14 protein-coding genes are annotated in these 20,235 nt (G+C 60.1%); 13 read left to right on the top strand and 1 reads right to left on the bottom strand.

Annotated elements, in window-relative coordinates:
• Positions 1-38: 38 nt before the first annotated feature.
• Positions 39-1,706: an AMP-binding protein gene (locus tag HPY65_12250; protein NPU85243.1), complete on the top strand. Its 1,668-nt coding sequence runs from the start codon at positions 39-41 to the stop codon at positions 1,704-1,706.
• 171 nt (positions 1,707-1,877) lie between these two features.
• On the opposite strand, the gene HPY65_12245 is transcribed toward HPY65_12250, so the two are convergent.
• The gene (locus tag HPY65_12245) at positions 1,878-5,033 is read right to left on the bottom strand and encodes a sigma 54-interacting transcriptional regulator (protein ID NPU85242.1); all 3,156 of its coding nucleotides are present in this window, start codon (positions 5,031-5,033) and stop codon (positions 1,878-1,880) included.
• A 291-nt stretch (positions 5,034-5,324) separates the two neighbouring features.
• Here HPY65_12245 and HPY65_12240 point away from each other — a divergent pair, with 291 nt between their 5' ends.
• From HPY65_12240 to HPY65_12185, 12 genes are all read left to right on the top strand, one after another.
• Positions 5,325-6,287, top strand: coding sequence for a 3-keto-5-aminohexanoate cleavage protein (locus HPY65_12240; protein ID NPU85241.1), 963 nt, complete (start codon positions 5,325-5,327; stop codon positions 6,285-6,287).
• A 71-nt stretch (positions 6,288-6,358) separates the two neighbouring features.
• On the top strand, positions 6,359-7,129 hold the full coding sequence (locus tag HPY65_12235) for an enoyl-CoA hydratase (GenBank protein NPU85240.1): 771 nt from the start codon (positions 6,359-6,361) through the stop codon (positions 7,127-7,129).
• 127 nt (positions 7,130-7,256) lie between these two features.
• Positions 7,257-8,393 carry a thiolase family protein gene (locus tag HPY65_12230; GenBank protein ID NPU85239.1) on the top strand — a complete coding sequence of 379 codons (1,137 nt, stop codon included), beginning with the start codon at positions 7,257-7,259 and terminating at the stop codon, positions 8,391-8,393.
• Positions 8,394-8,405: 12 nt separating this feature from the next.
• Complete coding sequence (locus HPY65_12225; protein NPU85238.1) at positions 8,406-9,572, top strand: thiolase domain-containing protein; 1,167 nt, start codon at positions 8,406-8,408, stop codon at positions 9,570-9,572.
• Positions 9,573-9,626: 54 nt separating this feature from the next.
• Positions 9,627-10,109 carry a Zn-ribbon domain-containing OB-fold protein gene (locus HPY65_12220; protein ID NPU85237.1) on the top strand — a complete coding sequence of 161 codons (483 nt, stop codon included), beginning with the start codon at positions 9,627-9,629 and terminating at the stop codon, positions 10,107-10,109.
• A gap of 60 nt (positions 10,110-10,169) precedes the next feature.
• Positions 10,170-10,637: a Zn-ribbon domain-containing OB-fold protein gene (locus HPY65_12215; protein ID NPU85236.1), complete on the top strand. Its 468-nt coding sequence runs from the start codon at positions 10,170-10,172 to the stop codon at positions 10,635-10,637.
• Between the two features lie 102 nt (positions 10,638-10,739).
• Complete coding sequence (locus tag HPY65_12210; GenBank protein ID NPU85235.1) at positions 10,740-11,876, top strand: acyl-CoA dehydrogenase; 1,137 nt, start codon at positions 10,740-10,742, stop codon at positions 11,874-11,876.
• Positions 11,877-12,123: 247 nt separating this feature from the next.
• Entirely contained in the window at positions 12,124-13,731 is a 1,608-nt protein-coding gene (locus tag HPY65_12205; protein ID NPU85234.1) for an AMP-binding protein, read from the top strand.
• Positions 13,732-13,771: 40 nt separating this feature from the next.
• Positions 13,772-15,766, top strand: coding sequence for an FAD-dependent oxidoreductase (locus tag HPY65_12200; GenBank protein ID NPU85233.1), 1,995 nt, complete (start codon positions 13,772-13,774; stop codon positions 15,764-15,766).
• Between the two features lie 158 nt (positions 15,767-15,924).
• Positions 15,925-17,538: an AMP-binding protein gene (locus tag HPY65_12195; protein NPU85232.1), complete on the top strand. Its 1,614-nt coding sequence runs from the start codon at positions 15,925-15,927 to the stop codon at positions 17,536-17,538.
• A gap of 111 nt (positions 17,539-17,649) precedes the next feature.
• Positions 17,650-18,846: an acyl-CoA dehydrogenase gene (locus HPY65_12190; protein NPU85231.1), complete on the top strand. Its 1,197-nt coding sequence runs from the start codon at positions 17,650-17,652 to the stop codon at positions 18,844-18,846.
• 36 nt (positions 18,847-18,882) lie between these two features.
• Positions 18,883-20,016, top strand: a complete 1,134-nt coding sequence (locus HPY65_12185; GenBank protein NPU85230.1) for an acyl-CoA/acyl-ACP dehydrogenase — start codon at positions 18,883-18,885, stop codon at positions 20,014-20,016.
• The last annotated feature ends 219 nt before the right edge of the window (positions 20,017-20,235 follow it).

Below are 20,235 nucleotides of genomic sequence, written 5' to 3'. Positions count from 1 at the left end.
GCAAACCCCTATCGGTTTTATTCATCAAGGAGGGTGACATGGAAGATGTGTACGCGGCGAAGCCCTGGCTGAAGCATTACGACAAAACGGTTCCGGAGAAGCTCGAATACCCATCCCTGGCCTATGCCGATGCATTGAAGAAGGCCTTCCGGGAGGTCCCCTCCAGGGTTGCCGTCCATTACATGGGGACGGCGATCACATACCGCGAACTGGACGGGCTCTCCAATCAATTCGCCCGGTTTCTGATCGAAGCGGGATGCCGCCCCGGCGATGTGGTCGGCTCCCATCTCCCCAACATCCCTGCCAGCTACATCGGATCCGCCGGCATCCAGAAGGCGGGCTGCGTCTTTACGGGAGTGAGCCCGCTCCTGAGCGCGGAGGAGCTTGCCTACCAGTTGAACGATTCGGGAGCGAAGATCCTTGTCACCGTGGATCTGCTGTTTCCCGTGGTCGCCAAGGCCGTTGAAAAAACCGGCGTGAAGATCGTCGTGGTCGCCTCCATTTTCGATTACATGCCCCAGGACATCCCCGCTTCTCCGGTGACTCCGATTCCCCGGGTCGACACGCTCAGCTTCAAGGATGCCATCGGACCCATGCCGGCCGACCCGGTGGAGGTGAAGATCGACCCTAACGCCCCCTGCCTCATGATGTACACCGGCGGGACCACGGGACCGCCGAAGGGGGCGCTCCTCACGAACAACAACATCGTCCACCACATCGTGCAGCTGAATCCCTGGGTACAGCTGCAGATGGGGGAGCACGTCGTGCTGTCCGCCTTCCCCATGTTCCACCAGGCGGGGAATTTCATCGTCATGTGGAACCTGGCGATGGGCAGCACGCTCATTGCCATTCCCAATCCCCGGGACCTCCAGTACATCGTCAAGGCCATCGAGACGCACAAACCGACCGTCATCGTAAACGTCCCCACCATTTTCCTCGAGCTGATGAAGCTGGAGGAGTTCCGGAGGCTTGATTTTTCGGGGGTCCATTTCTTCGTCAGCGGTGCTTCCGCCTTTCCGGCCGAGAACATCCGGGAGTTCGAAGAAATTGTCGGCAGGGGAAAGCTGATCGAGGTCTGCGGCATGACGGAGACCAGTCCGATCCTCGTGGCCCTGCCCCGGGACGGTGTGAAGAAAATCGGGTCCGTCGGCATGCCCGTCAGCGACACGGAGGTGAAGCTGGTCGATCCGGGAACGGGAAAACTCGCCGCCGTCGGAGAACCAGGGGAGCTGGTGGCCCGGGGTCCCCAGGTCTTCTCCCGGGGATATCACAACAAACCGGAAGAAACGGCCAATACTCTCCGGGATGGCTGGATCTACACGGGGGACGTGGCGGTGATGGATGAGGACGGGTACTTCTTCATCGTGGATCGCCTGAAGGACATGGTGAGCGTATCCGGCTTCAAGGTCTTTACCCGCGAGGTGGACGACGTACTGATCGGCCATCCGGACATCGACATCGCAGCGACGATCGGCCTGCCGGATCCGAGGCGCCCCGGCTCGGAGATCGTGGCCTGCGCCGTCGTTCTGAAGCCGGGCCGGACGGGGGACGAGGCGATGCGGGAGAAGATCGCCGGTTTCATGAAGGAGAAGGTGTCGCCATACAAGGTTCCGAAGATCATCCGGTTCATGGACGCATTGCCCATGAGCGCCGTGGGCAAGGTGCTCAAGCGGGAACTCCGGAAGATCATGCAGGCGGCAGACTAGCGGCGTACGGCATCCGGATCGTTTACAGGTGAAGGAAAGGGGCGGCGACGGCGCCGGAGAAAAATCCGACGCCGATCGCACTCTTTCGGCGTCCGTCCAAATATCGGGATTCGAGCAGCGGCCGCTCCGGAGAAGGCCCCGGCCCGCAGATTCGAGGAGGGGCAGACCGGATCAGGAATCGGCTTTCAGGACCCTGTCGATGGAAATGCCGAGTTTCTTCATCCGGTGGATCAAGGTGCTCCTTTTCAGTCCCAGCAGGGATGAGGCGCTGTTCTTACCGCTGATCTTCCCGTTCGTGCATTTCAGGATGCCGATGATGTGGGTCCGTTCCACGTCCTCCAGCCTCTGGTGCGTCATGTCGCCCGCATTCACCACCGGATCCGCGCTCTGTATTTCCGGGAATGTGATCCCTGGACCGTGCAACAAAATGGACTGCTCGATCATGTTGGAAAGCTCGCGCACGTTGCCCGGCCACGGGTAAGACATGAATTTCTCCATCTCGTGCTCTGAAATCCCTTCGAAGACCTTGTCGTATTTCTGGCAGTAGAGTCTGGCGAAGTGGGTCGCCAGGAGGGGGATGTCCGAGCTTCTCTCCCGAAGGGGAATCAGGGTGACAGGGGCCACGTTCAGGCGGTAGAAAAGGTCGGACCGGAAATTGCCGCGGTTCATTTCCTGTTTCAGATCCTTGTTGGTCGCGGCAATCAGGCGGAAGTCGGAGTACAGCGTCTCCGTGCCTCCGACGCGCTGGAATTCCTTCTCCTGAATCACTCTCAGCAGCTTGCTTTGTGTCTGGAGCGGCATCTCGGATATTTCATCCAGAAAAATCGTACCGTTATGGGCCAGTTCGAACCGACCGGCTTTGGTTTTGATGGCCCCCGTGAACGCCCCTTTGTCGTGACCGAAGAGTTCGCTTTCGATCAGGCTCTCCGAAAGGGCGGCGCAATTTACCCGGACGAAGGGCCCCTTGCTTCGGGTGCTTTCCAGGTGAATGGCCCTGGCAACCAGTTCTTTTCCGACGCCCGTTTCCCCGTAGATTGTAACCGTCAACGGCGTGGGCGCGAATTTTCTGATCACCTGGTAAAGCTTGAGCATGGAAGGGTGGCGGCCGACGATTCCGTGGAGTGGGGCGGCATCCGCCTTTTCCTCCTGGTGCGACCGGTTCCGCCGGTTCAATTCATCGTTCAGCCGCGCAATTTCCTGGTGAGCCTGGGCACGGTCCATGGCGACGGCGATCTGGGGTACCAGGGCCGAGAGAAGCCGCATGTCGCTGGAGCCCGTGTTGAACGAGAAGAATCTGCTTTCCTGATAGAGGACGCCGACAATCTTCCGGTCCAACTGCAGGGGGGCGATGATCACGTCGTGAAATCCGATCCTGCTTTTATGCTCCGTTTTGAAATGAGCGATCTTCCCGTCGCCTCCGGCGATTTTTGAGCGCATCATGTCCATGGGAATCTTGAATTGCGGGTCGGAGAGCTGGTCCTGGGCGAGGTTTCGGGACGCCACCATCCTGAGATCCTGCGTGTCCCGATCCGGAACGAAGAGAGCCGCCCGCTCCGCTCCGGTCAACCTGGAGAGGAAGGTGACGATGCCTGTCAGCAGGGGGGCGACGGCCTTCTGGGTGCCGAGGGCTTCCCCCATCTCGATGACCGCGTCAAACAGGTGGTTCTCTCCGGAAAGCTCTTCATCGGGGATGACTCGCATCAAATCGGAAGGGTAGGCGGATCTGGCGATGGGTTTCAGGAAGGCCCATGCCTTCCTCCCGTATTTCTCGGCTTCCGGCCACTGGTTGAGGCGGAGATTCAATCGGGCGATTTCGATTCTGATCTTCGCGAGCTCAAAGGTTTCGCCGACCTGCCTGACGTGGTTTTCCAGTTCGATCAGGTTCGCAATTCTTTCTTTCAGGGCGGCGGGATCATTTTGGGCCTGGAACTGGATCTGCAGCCGGCGGATGATGCCGTACAGAAGCGGGTTCACCTGCTCTTTCGTGATTTTGCCGACGTAATCGATGACGGGTGCCAGCTCTGCGAAATGAAACCCTTTCTGGTACAGCATCAGTCCGGTCTCGAAGGCGGGCGTGATGTTGAAGGTGTGGTACCAGCTTGATTTCCTGATTTTGTAGATGATCCTGAACAACTGCGCCGCGGTGTCGTCGTTGCCCTGGATGCACTCGATGTTTGCGAGGCCGAGCGCGGAGATGATCTCGGCCATGGGGATGGCCTCCTTCTTCGAAATGTCCAGGGCCATGCTGAAGTATACGTGGCTGTTCTTGTATTCCTTCATCTCCAGGAGAATCAGGCCCGTCGTGGAGAGGGCGAACGCAGCCAGCGGATGGTTGCTTGTCTTTTCCGCATGGCGGTACACGCTCTCGGACAGCCCCAGTCCTCTCTGCGGCATGCCCACCTGGGTGTAGCAAAGGGCCAGCTGGAGGGAGGCGAGCATCGAAAAGTCGTCCGCCGCCGGCGAATCGATCATGCCGATCGATCGCTCGTAATAGCGGATCGCCCTGGAAAAGTTGCCGCGCATCCAGAAGGACAGCCCCTGAGACTGCAGACCCATCCGGAACAGGCTGTTGTTCTTCGTTTTCCGGATCAACTGCCACGCCCTGTCGAAGTGCTTCTCCGCCTCGCCGTATTGAAAAGACATCCAGTAATTCTGCCCCATCAGCAGATGGATGGAAGTCTGTGAATTTTTGTCTCCCGTGCCGTCGGCGATTTCCAGGGCCCTGCACAGGCTGGAATAAAGCTTCTTCAGGTTCGGATAGAAAGGAGACAGGGAGGCCCGCCGTTCCACCGTCCGGATGAACATCGCACGGAGATTTCCTGATTTGTCCTCCGGGGCGCGATCCAGCAGTTTCTCGACGAAATCCAGCAGTTGGTCGTACAGTCCGATGGCCGACGATATTTTGTGACGGTTCTCCTCGATGCAGGCGGCCTGATAAATCACGTCAACGTCTTTGTCTTCGATTCCCGCCAGCATGCAGAGATTCGCGATTTTAACAACCTCATCGTCGCCGTGGGGGCGGTGTTTCGCGTAGGTGTCGATGGCTTCGCGGTAGTACTGGGACATCTGTTCGGCCGGGACCAGTTTCAGGATTTCCTGCCGCGGTGCCGTGGCCGTCCACTCGTAATGGCCTTCGGCAGACCCGTGTTTCCGGATCCAGTGGCGCTGAACGAGGAATGTGACCACGGAGAACAACCGGGACGGAAGCATGTTTTCCCGGCCCACGAACCAGTCCACGGAAAATGCATCGGCAAAGGCCAGAAAGCGATACAGGATGGCCTTTTCTTCCTCGGTCAGCCTTTCAAGACTCTGCCTCGTCCTTTCCATGCCCCGACCCCTTTCTGAACATGTCCGGATCCATTGTATATCCGTGCCGTAAAGAGAAGTCAAATTTTGCCTATATATAGTCAAAAGCCGACATATAGGCATAATCGGGATCGGCAACCGGCCTGTGTGATCACGCAACCATTCAATAATAAACATTATATATCGATACGGGCACTTGGTATCACCATTGCACTGTTGGAAAGGAACGTCGGTTGTTGCGGTTCCGTTCCGGATGGTACGGGAAGACCGGTGAACCGGGGAATGCATGATAGCCCTTGAGGAGGATAAGCCATGAAGCCGGAAGATTACATGTGGGACTTTCGCAATCCCTATGAATGGATGACCAGGACCATGGCGGGCAGCCTGCCGCCCATGATGATCACCTGTGCCGTGACCGGCGGGGTTCAGGGAAAGGAGTACAACGAAAACCTTCCCGAAACGGCGGAGGAGCAGGCGGACCAAGTGTATGAAGCCTATCGGGCCGGTGCGGTTTCCGTTCACATCCATGCCAGGGTGCCGGAGAATCTCTGGCTGACCACGTCCAATGCGGAAGACTATTCGCGGATCAACCGGCTGATCCGGGAACGTTGCCCGGACATCATCATCAACAACACAACCGGCGGCGGACCCTGGCTGACGACGGAGCAGCGGATGTGCTGCCTGTATGCCGATCCCGCCCCCGATATGGCCAGCCTGAACCTGGGCCCATTCGTCCTGAAGATGCCGCTCAAGGACAGGAAGCCCCCGCTGCCCAATCCCCGCGACGGCTTTCTTTTCGACAGCTGCCTTCCCGCCAGTTACGCCGACATCAACCTGTACGGCAAGACGATGAAGGAGAGGGGGATCAAGCCGGAGCTGGAGCTGTACCATCCGGGACAGTACTGGGTCCTTCAGGACCTGATCCGGGAGGGCAATATCGATCCTCCATACATGGTTCAGTTCGTCATGGGTTTCCAGACATCCTCCTTCCCGACGCCGGCCAATGTCCTTTCCCTGATTCACGAGCTGCCTCCCCGGTCGCTCTTCACCGTGATCGGCGTCGGACCGTTCCAGCTTCCCATGAATGCCATGGGAATCATGATGGGCGGCCATGTCCGCGTCGGCATGGAGGACAACATCTACTTCCGCAAGCGCGAGAAGGTGAAGAGCAACGCCCAGCTGGTCGCGCGGGTCCGGAGTCTCGCCGAGACGATGAACCGCGAGGTGGCCACCGTCGCACAGGCCCGTGAGATGCTGGGACTGCCCGCGAAATGATGCTCCCGCTCTCCCGGGGCGGAGACGGCGGTGCCGGAGAGCGTTTTCCTCAGGAGAAAGGAAGACCCGGAATGACCGAGAATGAAATTCTGGTACGGACGCAGGATGCGATCTGCACCGTGACGATCAACAGACCCCGCGTCAAGAACGCCTGGTCCCTGGAAGTCGTGGAAGGGTTGAGGGATGCCTTTCTGAACATCGGCCGGGACCGGAACATCCACGTCGTCGTCATGGAAGGCATGGGCCGTGATTTCTCGTCGGGGGCCGATTACACCCTGTTCCGGGAGGAGCATCCGGCGCCCGCCTGGCTGGACGGGATGAGAAAGGTCAGGGACCTGATCCTGTCCATGCGGGGGATTCCCCAGCCGGTCATCGCAAAAGTCCGCGGAGCAGCCATCGGCGGCGGCGCCAACCTCGCCCTGGCGTGCGATTTCGTCGTCGCAGCCGAAGACGCGGTCTTTTGCGAAAATTTCTCCAACATCGGCATCATTGTCGATGCGGCGGGGAACTACTTTCTGACGCGCCTCGTGGGGCTGGCCAAGGCCAGGGAACTGGCCTATCTCGGCGATGTCTTCGACGGCAGGGCGGCTGCAGGCATGGGCCTGATTTACAGGGCCGTGCCGGAGGCCGAACTGGATGCCGTCGTGGACGCCCTCGCCCGGAGGCTGGCCGGGAAGTGCCCGGACGTCATGGCGCTGATCAAGGAGGGACTGGATGCGGGCCTTGAGATGTCCCTCGCGACGGCTCTCGAGTGGGAGGCGGCTCATCAGGCCGTCATGACGCAGAAGGAGGCGTTGAAGGCGACCGTGAAGCTGTTTTTCCAGACCCGCGGCAAGGGATGAACGCCGCTGAGGAGGGATGGGCACGCGCATCTCCGGACGCGCTTCAACCCTGCGGCGGGATCGACCCCCGCGATGTGCCGCGACGGGACCGCTGAATCTTTTCCAATCAAGCCAAGGAGGTTTTCGCATGCGAAAAGTGGCCTTAACCCGGTTCGCACAGAGTTCCGGTGTGGAGTCCGGGGACAACCTGATGGATTTTACGTACCGGATCAACAAGGAGGTTCTCGACAAGGCCGGCCTGAAAAGAAGTGAGGTGGGATGCGTCATGATCGCCTCCTCGGATATCTTTCACAGCGGCCTGTCCTGCGCCAATGCCGTCGACTGGGACGGTTCCGGCGCCTTCATGATCGAGGGTACGCGGGCCGAAGACTCGATGTTCGCCCTCATCTATGCCGCCATGCGCATTCTGTCCGGGCATTTTGACACGGTGCTGGTCACCTCCATTGTCAAAGGCTCGGAAAATCCCGACAACGACACGCTGACGGGATTTTTCGCCGATCCCTTCTATATGCGCCCGCTGGGGATCAACGAGACGACGGCGGCGGCCTTCCAGATGCGGGAATACATGCATCGCTTCGGCGTTACGGAGGAGCAGTGTGCCAAAGTCGCCGTGAAGAACCTGGGGAACGCCCTTTTCAATCCCCATGCCCATGTGAAAAAGCGCCTCACCGTCGAGGACGTCCTGAATTCGGAAACGGTCAGCGACCCGCTGAAGGCCCTGGAGTGCGCCCCCAAATCGGAAGGAGTGGCGTCGGTTCTGCTCGCGGCCGGTGAGGTGGCGGAAAAGTTCACGGACAAGCCCGTCTGGATCAAGGGATTCGGGACCTCCATGGACCATTTCAACCTGGGAGACAGGGATCTCCTGAACGGTCAACTGACCGTCGCAGCGGAAAGGGCTTACCGGATGGCGGGGATCCGCGAGCCGGGAAAGGAAATCGACCTGGCTGAGATCTGCGAGCCCTACGCGTTTCAGGAACTGCTCTGGTGCGAGAAGCTGGGATTCTGTCCGGATGGAGAAGGAGGCAGGCTCATCGACAGCGGTGAAACGCAGATGTACGGGGCCTTCCCGGTCAATCCCTCCGGGGGTGTGCTGGCCATGAATCCCTACGTGTCGCGGGGTCTGTACCGCGTGATCGAAGCGGCCATGCAGATCCGGGGCCGGGCGGGGGAGCACCAGGTGGACAAGAAAGTCAGGACGGCATTGGCCCACGGAACCCACGGATTTGCCGGGCAATGCCATTCCGTCGTTATTCTGGAAGGGTAGGAGGTGACGAACATGGGAAGAGCCGTGGCGGTTATCGGAACAGGCCAGACGAGACACGGGCGACGAAACGACGTCAGCTATCCGGACCTGGTCAGGGAAGCGGTAAAACTGGCCCTCGAAGACGCGGGGATCACGCCGAAGGACATCGAAGGGGTTGTTTCGGGGACGATGCCGTCCATGATGGAGGGCATTTCCGATACCCATCTCTATTTTGCGGAAGCGCTCTGCGAAGTGGGGAAGCCCGTGCTGAAGGTGGAGAGCTGCGGAAGCACGGGCCAGTCCATCGCGCATTGCGGTTTTTACTGGGTGGCTTCCGGAATGGCGGATCTTGTCCTGGTGGTGGGGATGGAAAAGATGTTCGAAGGGGACGGCCAGGCCACCATGAGCACCGTCGCCGATCCCTGGTTCCTGAAACCCTTTTCCGCGGGCGCCCCCGGGGTTTTTACGATGCAGGCCATGGAGTGGATGCACCGGTTCAACATCCCCGAAGACAAGGCCCACGAAGCGGCGGCGGTCATTTCCGTCACGCATCACGACAGCGCCCTGGAGAATCCGTACGCCCATATCAAGATCAAGATCAGCATGGACGAGGCGAAGAACGCCCCCATCATCACCTACCCGGTCCGCCTGTTCGACGTGTGTCCCACCTCGGACGGGGCCTGTGCGGTCGTTTTTGCCTCGGAGGAAGCGGCGAAGAAGATAGGCAGAAAACAGGCCTGGATCCGGGGGCTTGGATTCCGGGGGGAGGAGTTCTTCTACGGGGAGAGCAACAAGTCGATCTGGCCGAGTGCCACCGAGGCGGCCCGGCATGCCTACGAGCAGGCGGGAATCAGGGATCCCATGAAGGAACTGGACGTCGCGGAGGTCTACAACCCGTTCACGTACCAGGAAATGATTTTTTACGAGTGCTTCGGCTTCTGTCCCCGGGGTGAGGCCCCCGAATACGTCCTGAAGGGAAAATTCAACAGGACGGGCGAGTTGCCCTGCGATCCGTCGGGGGGGGTGTTGTGCACCAATCCGATCGGCGCCTCGGGTCTGATCCGGCTGGCGGAGGCGGCGCTTCAGGTGACCGGCAAGGCCGGTGCCCGGCAGATCGAGGGGGCCCAACTGGCATTGTCTCACGCCATGGGCGGCATCGATCAGTTCAACGGGGTGACCATTGTCGGGGCGAAGCTTTAGTCAAATCGAATGATTGCCACATCGGCATGAGGGTTGCGCAAGGAGGTTTCGGACATGGCGGATGAAAAACCGAAGGAAAAATACAGAGAAATGAAAGCCCAGGTGACCGTTCCCTATGAGATGGCCATGGGGCGCAACTGGCACCGCTTTTTTGAGAACCTGAAGGAAGAGAGGATCATGGGGACCCGGTGCGGGAAATGCAGCAGGGTCTTTGTCCCCCCCCGGTCGTTCTGCCCGCGGTGCTTCGAAGACAACGAGGAATGGGTGGAGGTCGGGCAGCAGGGCACAATCGAGACCTGGTGCTACTCCAACCTGATGTTTTACGGCCAGACGCTGAAACCGCCGTTCATCGCCGTGCAGGTGCACCTGGACGGAACGGACGTGGGACTCCAGCACCGGATTGCCGGATTCGACCTGTCGGATTTCGAGACGGTCCGGAAACGGGTGAAATCCGGGGGACGGGTCCGGGTGGTCTGGAGCAGGGAGAAGAAAGGAAACATTTTCGATATCGATTACTTCGAGCTCATCCCGGAATAGGATGGCGGGTATTCCGTTCGTCGGCATAACGAAGCGGACCGGCAAAGGAGGCTGCACACCATGACAAAGGAATATGGAACCATCGTCAATACCGTCGTTCTCCCGTATCGCTGGGCCCTGGGGGCCACCTGGACGCGGTTTTTCGACGGGCTGAAGGAGGAAACAATATACGGAACCCGGTGCGGGGCCTGCGGGAAGGTCTTTGTGCCGGCCAAGTCTTTCTGTCCTGATTGTTTCGGCGATCTGGACGAGTGGACGGCCGTTTCGCAGGAAGGGACGCTGAAATCGTGGACCCTGGTCAAAAAGAGCCATTTCGGGCAGGTGAGGCAGCCTCCCTATGCCCTGGGGCTGATCCGCCTGGATGGAACGGATTGCGATTTCATTCATTTCCTCGGGGGGATCGACTGGTCGGACACGACGAAAGCCCGCGGGATACTCAAGCCGGGGGTGCGGGTCAAGGCGGCGTGGAGCGGGGAGAAGAATGCCGATATCCATGACCTTTCCTGTTTCGAGCCGGTGGACGTGTAATCGGCGGCGCATCGGATGTTTGGGGCCATTTCTCTCGTCCGGTTCACTCTCCGGCATGAAAAGGAGGGCGAATCGTCATGACAATGAACGGAGCGGGCGAACATGTACTTCAACGAGACGCATGAAGCTTTTCGGGAATCCGTTCGACGATTCGTCGACCGGGAGATCAACCCGTTCATGGACGAATGGGAGGAGTCGGGCGTTCCGCTGCATCCCCTGCTGAAGAAAATGGGGGATCTGGGTTTCCTGGGGATCCGCTACGATCCGCAGTATGGAGGTCAGGGACTCGACTACTGGTTTGACACCGTGTTTCTGGAGGAACTCGGTCATATCCGGGGCCTGGGGGTGTCGACCGCCATCGTGGTCCAGACCCACCTGGCCACCCCGTCCATCGACATGTTCGGGAGTCCCTGGCTGAAGGAGAAGTACCTGAAACCGGCCATCGCCGGGGACGTCGTGACGGCCCTTGCCGTGACGGAGCCCGGCGCCGGTTCGGACGTCTTCGCCATTACGAGCAGGGCGGCCAGAAAAGGCGACCATTACGTGCTGAACGGGTCGAAAACGTACATCACCAACGGCACCCAGGCGGACTTCCTGACGCTGCTGGCGAAGACCTCCGATGAGCCGGGCTATCACTCCTTCGGTCTTTTCGTGGTTCCGACGAACCTGCCGGGCTTTGTCATCAGCAAGAAGCTCGACAAGCTCGGCCTGAGGAGCAGTGATACGGCGGAGCTGTTTTTCGATGATGTCCGGATCCCGGTGGAAAACCGCATCGGCGAGGAGGGGGAGGGGTTCATCTACCAGATGAAGCAGTTCCAGCACGAGCGGTTTGCGACCCTCCCCGGAACGTATGTCTGCGTCCGGGACATGATCGACATGACCGTGGACTACATCCGGCAGCGCATGGTTTTCGGGAAGCCGCTCCTGAGCAGGCAAGTCCTCCGGCACAGGCTGGTGGGCTGGGTCACGGAGGCGGAATGCCTGAAGCACCTGACCTACCACATCGTCCGGATGAAGATGGCCGGTTTCGATGTCACCCGGGAGGTCTCCATGGGGAAACTGGTGGGCGGCCGGCTGTTCCGGCGCGTTGCCGACGGGTGCCTGCAGATGTTCGGCGGCATGGGCTTCATGAACGAGACCCTGATCTCCCGGTATTACCGGGACGGCCGGATTCTCTCCATCGGCGGGGGGGCGGACGAGGTGATGTGCGAGATCATCGCCAGGCTGGAAGGGTACTAGGATGATCCTGCCGGTGAGACAACCGTTGCCCTGGGAAGGAAAAAACCGGATCCCGATCCCTGTGCCGATTCCCCATACGCCGTCCGCCCTTCTGATGTCTTCCTGTCCTCATGCGAGTCGTTCCCTTTCGGAAAGGGTCCGCGTCAACCCGCTTTTCTTCTGATCGGCCATCCATCCGGTCTTTTTGCCCGGACGGCTCATGAAATGCATCCGTCCACAATGACGGATCTGCTCTGGGAGGAGCCAGATGAAAGAGGACGACAAGCTCAGTCAGAATCGTTTGCACCGGCAGGCCGTGGGCGACTTCCTGAAGCGTACGGCAAAACGATCGCCCGAGAGAATCGCGTTCATGTTTCGCGACCGGGTTTTTACATATGCCCGGATGGATGCGGCGGCCAATCGCGTCTGTCACGGCCTGCAGGACATGGGCCTGAAGAAGGGCGACTGCCTGGCCATTTTGTCCCAGAACTGCCACCAGATGGCCATTCTCATGTGGGCCTGCTTCAAATCGGGGATCTGGTATGCGCCGGTGAATTTCCTGCTGCGCGGCCCGGAGATCGTCTACCAGGTCAACCATTGCGACGCCAAGGCGTTCTTCGTGGAGAGCGGGCTGCTGGATGCGGTGCGGCCGATCATGGGCGAACTGAAGACGGTGGAAAAATACGGGTTGATCAACCTGGCGGGCATCGCGTTGCCGGAGGGTTGGATCGACGTGGACACACTCTTCTCGGAGCAATATCCCGACACCGAGCCGGATGTCCTCATCGACGGGAAGGACGTGGCCTCGATCATTTACACCAGCGGCACCACGGCGGCGCCCAAGGGCGCCCTGCTTTCCAACGGCAGCTACTTTTCGCAGGCGGCCAGCTTTCTTACCTCCGCGGGGCCCTGGATCGAGGCGCACGACAAGATCATGATGAACATCCCCCTGTTTCACGTCGGGGCCTCTTCCATCTCCGTCGCCTTTGCGAAGATCGGCGCGGGAGTCGTCTATACGTACGGGATCGATCCTGTCGAATGCCTTGAGATCATTCAGAAAGAGAAAATCACGAGCCTGATCTGGCCGCCCACCCTGTTCGCCGCTCTGCTGTCCTTTCCCGTCGAGAAGTACGACCTGAGCTCCCTGAAGAAATGCGTCTGGTTCGGCGGGGCCATGCCCCTGGACGTGCTGCGGAAGTGGATGGATCTCTGCCCCGGGGCGACCTTTGCGGTTCACTGGAGCCAGACCGAGATCAACATCACCGGGACCATCACCTGGTTCACCGATGGGAAGCTTCCCGAGGCGGGAAACATCATCGGCCGCCCCCTGCTGGATGCGGAAATCCGCATCGTCGACCTGCACGACCGGGACGTTGCGCCGGGGGAGGTGGGAGAAATCGTGCTCAGGAGCCCGTCGGTCATGACCGAATACTACAAGGATGCAAAGAACACGGCGGATACGCTTCGGAACGGCTGGCTGCATACGGGCGACGTGGGCCGCCTGGGCGAAGACGGGAACTACTACTTCGTGGACCGCCTGAAGGACATGATCAAGACGGGGGGTGAGAACGTGTCATGCCTGGAGGTGGAGGACGTGCTCAACACCCACCCCGACGTGCTGGTGAGCGCCGTCTTCGGCGTTCCCCATCCCTACTGGGTGGAGGGCGTGACCGCGGTGATCGTTCCAAAGGCCGAAGGGTTAACGGAAGCCGCGTTGCTGGAATATGCCAGGAGCCGCATGGCCGGTTACAAAATCCCCAAGAAATTCATCCTGATCAAGGGGCATGAGCTTCCCGTGAGCCCCACCGGGAAGATCCTCAAGCGGGAGCTGAGGAAGATGTATCAGGACGTTTTCAAAGATGTGAAAGGCAAGTAGCGGACAACCCGCCATGATGAAGCCTTTGCGAGGGTGACCCATGTTCAGCCATCTCTTTTCCGGGATCGATATCGGAACGCTCCGGTTGAAAAACCGGATTGTCATGACGGCCATGCACCTCAATTACACGCCCGAGGGCGAGGTAACGGAAAGGCTGACCGCCTTTTACCGGGCCCGGGCGCAGGGAGGTGCGGCGCTCATCGTCGTGGGGGGATGCGTCATCGACCGGTACGGCGGATCGCCGAGCATGATCAATCTTTCGGAAGACCGGTTCGTCCCGGGACTCAGACGGTTCACCGACGCGCTCCATGCGGACGGCGCCCGGGTATCCGCACAGCTGTACCATGCGGGAGGGAGCGCTCACTCGATCCTGATCGGCTGCCAGGCCATGGCGCCGTCGGCCGTCGTATCCGGGTTTTCCAAGGAAGAGCCCCGGGCGATGACCCGGGAAGACATTTGCGAGACGATCGAAAACTATGTCCGGGCGGCCCTCAGGGCCCGGGAGGCGGGCTTCGATGCCGTGGAGATCATCAGCTGCTCGGGATACCTCTTTAACCAGTTTCTCTCTCCCCTGACCAACCGGCGAACGGACGAATACGGGGGAACCTTCGCGAACAGGATGCGCTTCTGCCTGGAGGTGGTCGATGCCGTCCGCACGGCGGTGGGGCCTGATTATCCGCTCCTGATCCGCCTCTCCGGGAGCGATTTCATTCCCGGGGGGAACACGAACAGGGAGGTCTGTCTCTTTGCCCGGGAGCTGGAGAAACACGGGATCGACGCCTTCAATATCACCGGCGGCTGGCACGAGAGCCGGGTGCCGCAGCTGACCACGGAAGTTCCCAAGGGCGCGTTTGCCTATCTCGCCCAAGGGGTGAAATGTGCCACCTCCAGGCCGGTCATCGCCTGCAACCGGATCCACAACCCCTTCATCGCCGAGGCGCTCATTGCCCAGGGACGGACCGACATGGTCGGTTTTGCCCGCGAGCTCCTGGCCGACCCGGACCTGCCGGTGAAGGCTCGGGAGGGGAGGCCGGAGGAGATCACGCCCTGCGTCGCCTGCAACCAGGGCTGTTTCGACCACATCTTTGCCCTCCAGCCGATTGAATGCATGGTGAATCCGCGCTGCGGACACGAGCTGGAGAACGCGCCGGGCGCATCCGGCCGTCCGAAAAAGGTGCTGGTCATCGGCGGAGGGCCGGCGGGACTTTCCGCGGCAAAAACGGCTGCCGCAGCGGGGCATCGTGTGACCCTTTATGAAAAGTCGGATGGCCTCGGCGGCCAGTTCCGCGTGGCCGGCTCGCCGGAGGGCAAGGGAGATTTCAAGCTCCTCGTGGAGGCATTCAGAAGGCAGGCCGTAAGCTCGGGAGTCAGGATCAGGACGGGCAAAACGGTGAGCAGACGTCTGATCCGGGAGAACCGGCCCGACGCCGTCGTTGTCGCCACCGGCGGATCTCCCGTCCGGCCCGACATCGAGGGCATGGAACACGGCCATGTCGTTCAGGCCTGGGATGCACTGCAGAACGTGCCTCCCCTGGGGGAAGAGATCGTGATCATTGGGGGCGGGGCCGTCGGCGTGGAGACGGCCCTTCACATGGCGAAAGCGGGAACGATCGATGCGCAGACCCTGCGGTTTCTCTTCCTCTCGGGAGCGGAAGACACGGATACGTTGCGGGACCTGGCCACGAAGACGTCGGGAAAAGTGACGATTGTCGAGATGCTGCCGCGGATTGCCGCCGACATGGGGATCTCCACGCGCTGGGTCGCGCTGCGGATGCTGAAACGCTGCGGGATCGAGATCAGAACGGGGACCAAAGCCGAAAGGATGACTCCGGAGGGACTGGTCGTATCCCGGAATGGAGCGATGGAAGTGATCCGTTGCCGGACGGTCGTTCTTGCCTGCGGAACGCGCTCGGTTCGCCCGAACGGTGCCTGGAAGGGATTGGGCGGGGACGTGTTGATCATCGGGGACGCCAAGTCTCCCCGGAAGGCCTTTGAAGCGATCCATGAGGGGTTCCATGCGGGAAGAAACCTGTAAACGACGAATTCTTCCGCCTGCGAGCGGGGCAGATAAACGCAAGACGGGGCAACCATTTTTTAAAAAGGCAGGGCTGAACATCCGGCGGGATCTCCTTTCCCAATCGAGCATCTCGGACATTCCACATGATTTCCCCAGCAGGTCATGGAGGGGTGCGTATGGAACTGGAAGCCAGAAGAATGAATCTCCTGCGGCGATTTGCCCTGGGCGATGCCTTCCGCAGGAATGCAAAAAGATTCGGGAACCGGACGGCCTTGATCTTTCCCGCCCCCGGCGGCGAGGTTTTTCGATACACCTGGGATGAACTGAACCGGACGATCAACCGGGTTGCCAACAGCCTTCTGTCCCTGGGCATCGGAAAGGGTGACAAGGTTGCGGTCTATTCCCTGAACTGTCCTGCATTCCTCTTTCTCATCTATGGCCTGGCCAAGATCGGCGCTGCAATCACGCCCGTCAATGTCACATTCAAGGAGGATGACATCCGCTTTGTCGTGAATGACTCCGGGGCAAAGATCCTCTTCATCGAGGATACCTTCATCGATCACATGAATCCTGTGCTGGCGGGTCTGCCCGGCGTCCGTCCCGGATACATCGGCGTCACCGGCCTGAAAAAGAAGCCCCACGGATGGATCGACATGGCGGAGCTGCTCGATCACGCTTCCGATCAGGAGCCGGAGGTGGAGATCGACACGGAAGACGTCGCCACCATCACCTATACCAGCGGAACGGAGGCCCTTCCCAAGGGGGTCATGCTGACGCACGGGAATTACCATGCCGCCGTCTCTTCCGTGCAGACGGGATATTATCTCGATGTCCGGCAGGACGATATCGGCCTGCAGGCCCTGCCCCTGTTTTACACGGGTGGCATCGCCGTGGCGACATTCTGTCTCATGCTGGCCGGGACGGTCATCCTGGTCTACATGCCCCAGGCTGAAACGCTCGCGGCGCTGATACGAACCTACGAGGCGACGTACACGGTTCTTCCTCCGACGCTCTACAACCGGTTGTTGCAGATATCGGGGATCGAGAGTGACGTGAAGTCGCTGAGAAAGTGCGTCTCTTTCGGCGCCACGATTCCGGAGCAGATGATCGTCAACTGGAACCGGATTGCTCCCCATGTCGAGTGGGTGTCCCTCTATGCGTCGAGCGAACTCACCGCGCTGGGGACCTGCGGGAGTTTCCGGCGGATCGGGGAAATCCCCGGCGGGGATATGAACTGGGTCGGAAAGCCGGCCCCCGCACTCGAGCTGAGAATCGTGGACATGAACGGCAACGATGTCCCGCCCGGAGAGGCGGGAGAAATGGTCTTCCGGGGACCCGGCGTCATGAAGGGCTATTTCGGAAACGAGGAGAAAAGCCGCGAGACCTTTGCCGGAGGCTGGTTCCACTCGGGCGACGTGGGGAAGATGAATCAGGATGGCGATGTCTTCTTCGTGGACCGGATCAAGGACATGGTGAAAAGCGGCGGCGAAAACATCTCCTCGGCGGGTGTGGAATTCTTCATCAGTACGCACCCGAAGGTTGCGGAGTGTGCGGCCTTCGGAATTCCCCATCCGGAGTGGATGGAGGTGTTGACGGTTGCCATCATCCCCAAGCCTGGAGAAACGCTCGGGGAAGAGGAGATGCTGGAATACTGCCGGGCGAAGCTGCCGCGATTCAAGGTGCCGAAATACATCCTGATCGTGGAGGACTTTCCACGCAACCCGACCGGCAAGATCCTGAAGAAGGAACTGAGAAAGCAATACAAAGATCTCGCGGCGCAGAAGTCCTGAATACCCGGGCAATATAGGGGAAGCCTGGACGGACAGGGATCATGGGCGTCTCCGGGAATCCGCTGACGGTGAGAAAAGGGAAGCTCATCAATCAATGGGGGTGGAAAAGACATGAGGTTTGATTTCACCGATGAGGAAAAGGCCTTCCGGGAGGAAGTCGAGGATTTTGCGCGGACGGAACTCCCGCCCGACTGGGATGAGAAGGCCCTGTACTGGCCTGCGGGGTATGGAACGTTTCCCGGGATCGAGGCGTCGTTCAAGGACATGTACGACGAACTGCTCCGCAAGCTGGGCCGGAAAGGATGGCTCAGCCTGGGCTGGCCGAAGGAATGCGGCGGCATGAATTCCATGACCCGGCACGTCATCCTGGACGACGTCATGAGCTATCACCGGGCGCCGGGCGGCGACGTGTCCACGGCCATCGCCGCTCCGACCCTGGCGCTCATCGCCAGCGACGAGATGAAAAAGGAGTGGCTGCCGCGGATTGCCGCCGGGGAGCTCCGCTTCTGGTTGGGCTATAGCGAACCCAATGCCGGATCCGATCTCGCATCCATAAAAACAAGGGCCGACGATGACGGGGATGCGTTTGTCCTCAACGGCCAGAAGATATGGAGCAGCGGCGCCCACATTGCCGATTACGGGTGGGTGCTGGCCAAGACGGACATGAATGCGGCGAGGTACAGGGGGGAGACCCTGATGCTCGTAGACAACCGGACCCCGGGCATCACCATCCGTCCCATCATCAATATTTGCGGCATCCACTCCTTCAACGAGGTGTTCTTCGACGATGTCCGTGTCCCCAAGAAAAATGTTGTCGGCCAGATCAACCAGGGATTTTACTGCGTCATGCTTGCCCTGCAGTACGAGCGGCTTTTCGTCGGGATGGGGGCGTTCCGGCGGGTTTTGGAGGAGCTTGTCCTCTATGTGAAGGAGACGAAGCGGCAGGGAATGACCATGGGAAAAGATCCGCTGATCCGGAACAAACTGGCGGCCATGGCCATCGAGATCGAGACACTGTACGGGTTTTACTGGAGGACCGCCTGGATGATGGATCGGGGGCAGGCCCCGGAACCGGAAGCCTCGGCGCTGAAGCTGTTCGGAACGGAGCTCAGCCGCCGGCTTGCCGGGACGGCCATGGAAATCCTGGGACCCTGCGGCCAGTTGGAACGGGGCTCCAAGTGGGCGCCACTGCGGGGATTGATGAACCTCGGATACATGGATTCCATCTCCGGGGCCATCGGGGCCGGTACGTCCGAGGTGCAGCGGGGGATCATCGCCACCCGGGGGTTGGGGATGCCGCGAAAGTGACATGCCGATTACAGGAATGAATACAGGGGTGACGTCATGGACTTTGATCTGACCGTGGAACAGAAGCTGCTCCAGGAATCGGCCCGCGATTTTCTGGCTCGGGAATGCCCCAGGGAACGGGTGCGGGAATTCGAAGAAACCGGCGAGGCGTATCCTCCGGAGTTGTGGCGAAAGATGGCGGGGCTCGGATGGATGGGACTGATCATCCCGGAAGAATACGGAGGCAGCGGCGGCTCATTCCTGGATCTGACAGTCCTGTTCGAGGTGATGGGGTTCCATATCTGTCCGGGGCCGTTTTTCTCAACGGTTGTTCTGGGCGCCCTGCCGGTTCTGGCGGCGGGAAGCGAGGCACAGAAGAAAGCGATCCTGCCGGCAATCGCCAGGGGTGAACATCTGATGACGATGGCCCTTGCCGAGCCGGATTCCAACGGGGACGCCTCCTCCATAATGGCCGGTGCGACCCCTGCCGGAGACGAATTCCGTCTCGGTGGCGTCAAGCTCTTTGTTCCATACGGGGAGCATGCCGACTCCATACTGTGGGTGGGGCGAACCGGCCACGGGGAGAACGCCGGGGACGGCATCACCGTTTTCGTGGTGAAAAACGGAGTCCCGGGAATCCAGAAAACAGGCCTCAAGACGCTGGTTCGGGACCGGCAGTGTGAATTGTTGTTTAAAGATGTCCGGGTGCCAAAAGACAGCGTTCTCGGGAAGTCGGACCTGGGATGGCCGGTCGTGGAGAATACGCTGGAGAAGGCCTCCGTAGTCCTGTGCGCCGAGATGATCGGCGGCGCGCAGGCGGTCCTGGAGATGAGCCTCCGGTATGCCCGGGAAAGGGTACAGTTCAACCATCCCATCGGCAGTTTCCAGGCCATTCAGCACTACCTGGCCGACATGTGGATGGACATTCACGGCTCCCGCTACCTTCTGTACAAGGCCGCGTGGAAAATCAGCGAGGGCATGGAGGCCGGGATGGAGGCGGCCATGGCCAAGGCGCGGATCGGGGAGGCGTTCCGGCGGGTCACGCTCCAGGGGCACCAGATTTTCGGGGGCATCGGCTTTACCAAAGAACATGACATGCACCTCTACCATAAACGGTCCATGACGGGGGACCTCCAGCTGGGACATGGCGATGTGCACAGGGAGAGGGTGGCGGTCCGTCTCGAGCTATAGCCCAAGGCCGTTGAAAAATGCCCGTCTGCTTCGTTTCCCTCGTCCCTTGCCGCTCGACGTACGAAAAAGTACGCCTCGCGGCTCGGGACTTCGGGGGCCTCGCATGCAGACATTCTTGAACAGCCCGGGAAGATGACGTCATTGGCGGGCCGTTGAAAGACATCCGTCTGCTCCATTGCTCTGCATCCTTTACCGTTCGATGTACCGGCGAGCCGGGGA

Source organism: Syntrophaceae bacterium (assembly GCA_013177825.1).
GTDB lineage: Bacteria > Desulfobacterota > Syntrophia > Syntrophales > PHBD01 > PHBD01.
This window is presented reverse-complemented; position numbering and strand designations above follow the sequence as displayed.

What these genes read in the sequence shown, in the direction of transcription:
- HPY65_12250 (NPU85243.1), top strand. Translation starts at nt 39, where the DNA reads ATGGAAGATGTGTACGCGGCGAAGCCCTGGCTGAAGCATTACGACAAA.
- HPY65_12245 (NPU85242.1), bottom strand. Translation starts at nt 5,033, where the DNA reads ATGGAAAGGACGAGGCAGAGTCTTGAAAGGCTGACCGAGGAAGAAAAG.
- HPY65_12240 (NPU85241.1), top strand. Translation starts at nt 5,325, where the DNA reads ATGAAGCCGGAAGATTACATGTGGGACTTTCGCAATCCCTATGAATGG.
- HPY65_12235 (NPU85240.1), top strand. Translation starts at nt 6,359, where the DNA reads ATGACCGAGAATGAAATTCTGGTACGGACGCAGGATGCGATCTGCACC.
- HPY65_12230 (NPU85239.1), top strand. Translation starts at nt 7,257, where the DNA reads ATGCGAAAAGTGGCCTTAACCCGGTTCGCACAGAGTTCCGGTGTGGAG.
- HPY65_12225 (NPU85238.1), top strand. Translation starts at nt 8,406, where the DNA reads ATGGGAAGAGCCGTGGCGGTTATCGGAACAGGCCAGACGAGACACGGG.
- HPY65_12220 (NPU85237.1), top strand. Translation starts at nt 9,627, where the DNA reads ATGGCGGATGAAAAACCGAAGGAAAAATACAGAGAAATGAAAGCCCAG.
- HPY65_12215 (NPU85236.1), top strand. Translation starts at nt 10,170, where the DNA reads ATGACAAAGGAATATGGAACCATCGTCAATACCGTCGTTCTCCCGTAT.
- HPY65_12210 (NPU85235.1), top strand. Translation starts at nt 10,740, where the DNA reads ATGTACTTCAACGAGACGCATGAAGCTTTTCGGGAATCCGTTCGACGA.
- HPY65_12205 (NPU85234.1), top strand. Translation starts at nt 12,124, where the DNA reads ATGAAAGAGGACGACAAGCTCAGTCAGAATCGTTTGCACCGGCAGGCC.
- HPY65_12200 (NPU85233.1), top strand. Translation starts at nt 13,772, where the DNA reads ATGTTCAGCCATCTCTTTTCCGGGATCGATATCGGAACGCTCCGGTTG.
- HPY65_12195 (NPU85232.1), top strand. Translation starts at nt 15,925, where the DNA reads ATGGAACTGGAAGCCAGAAGAATGAATCTCCTGCGGCGATTTGCCCTG.
- HPY65_12190 (NPU85231.1), top strand. Translation starts at nt 17,650, where the DNA reads ATGAGGTTTGATTTCACCGATGAGGAAAAGGCCTTCCGGGAGGAAGTC.
- HPY65_12185 (NPU85230.1), top strand. Translation starts at nt 18,883, where the DNA reads ATGGACTTTGATCTGACCGTGGAACAGAAGCTGCTCCAGGAATCGGCC.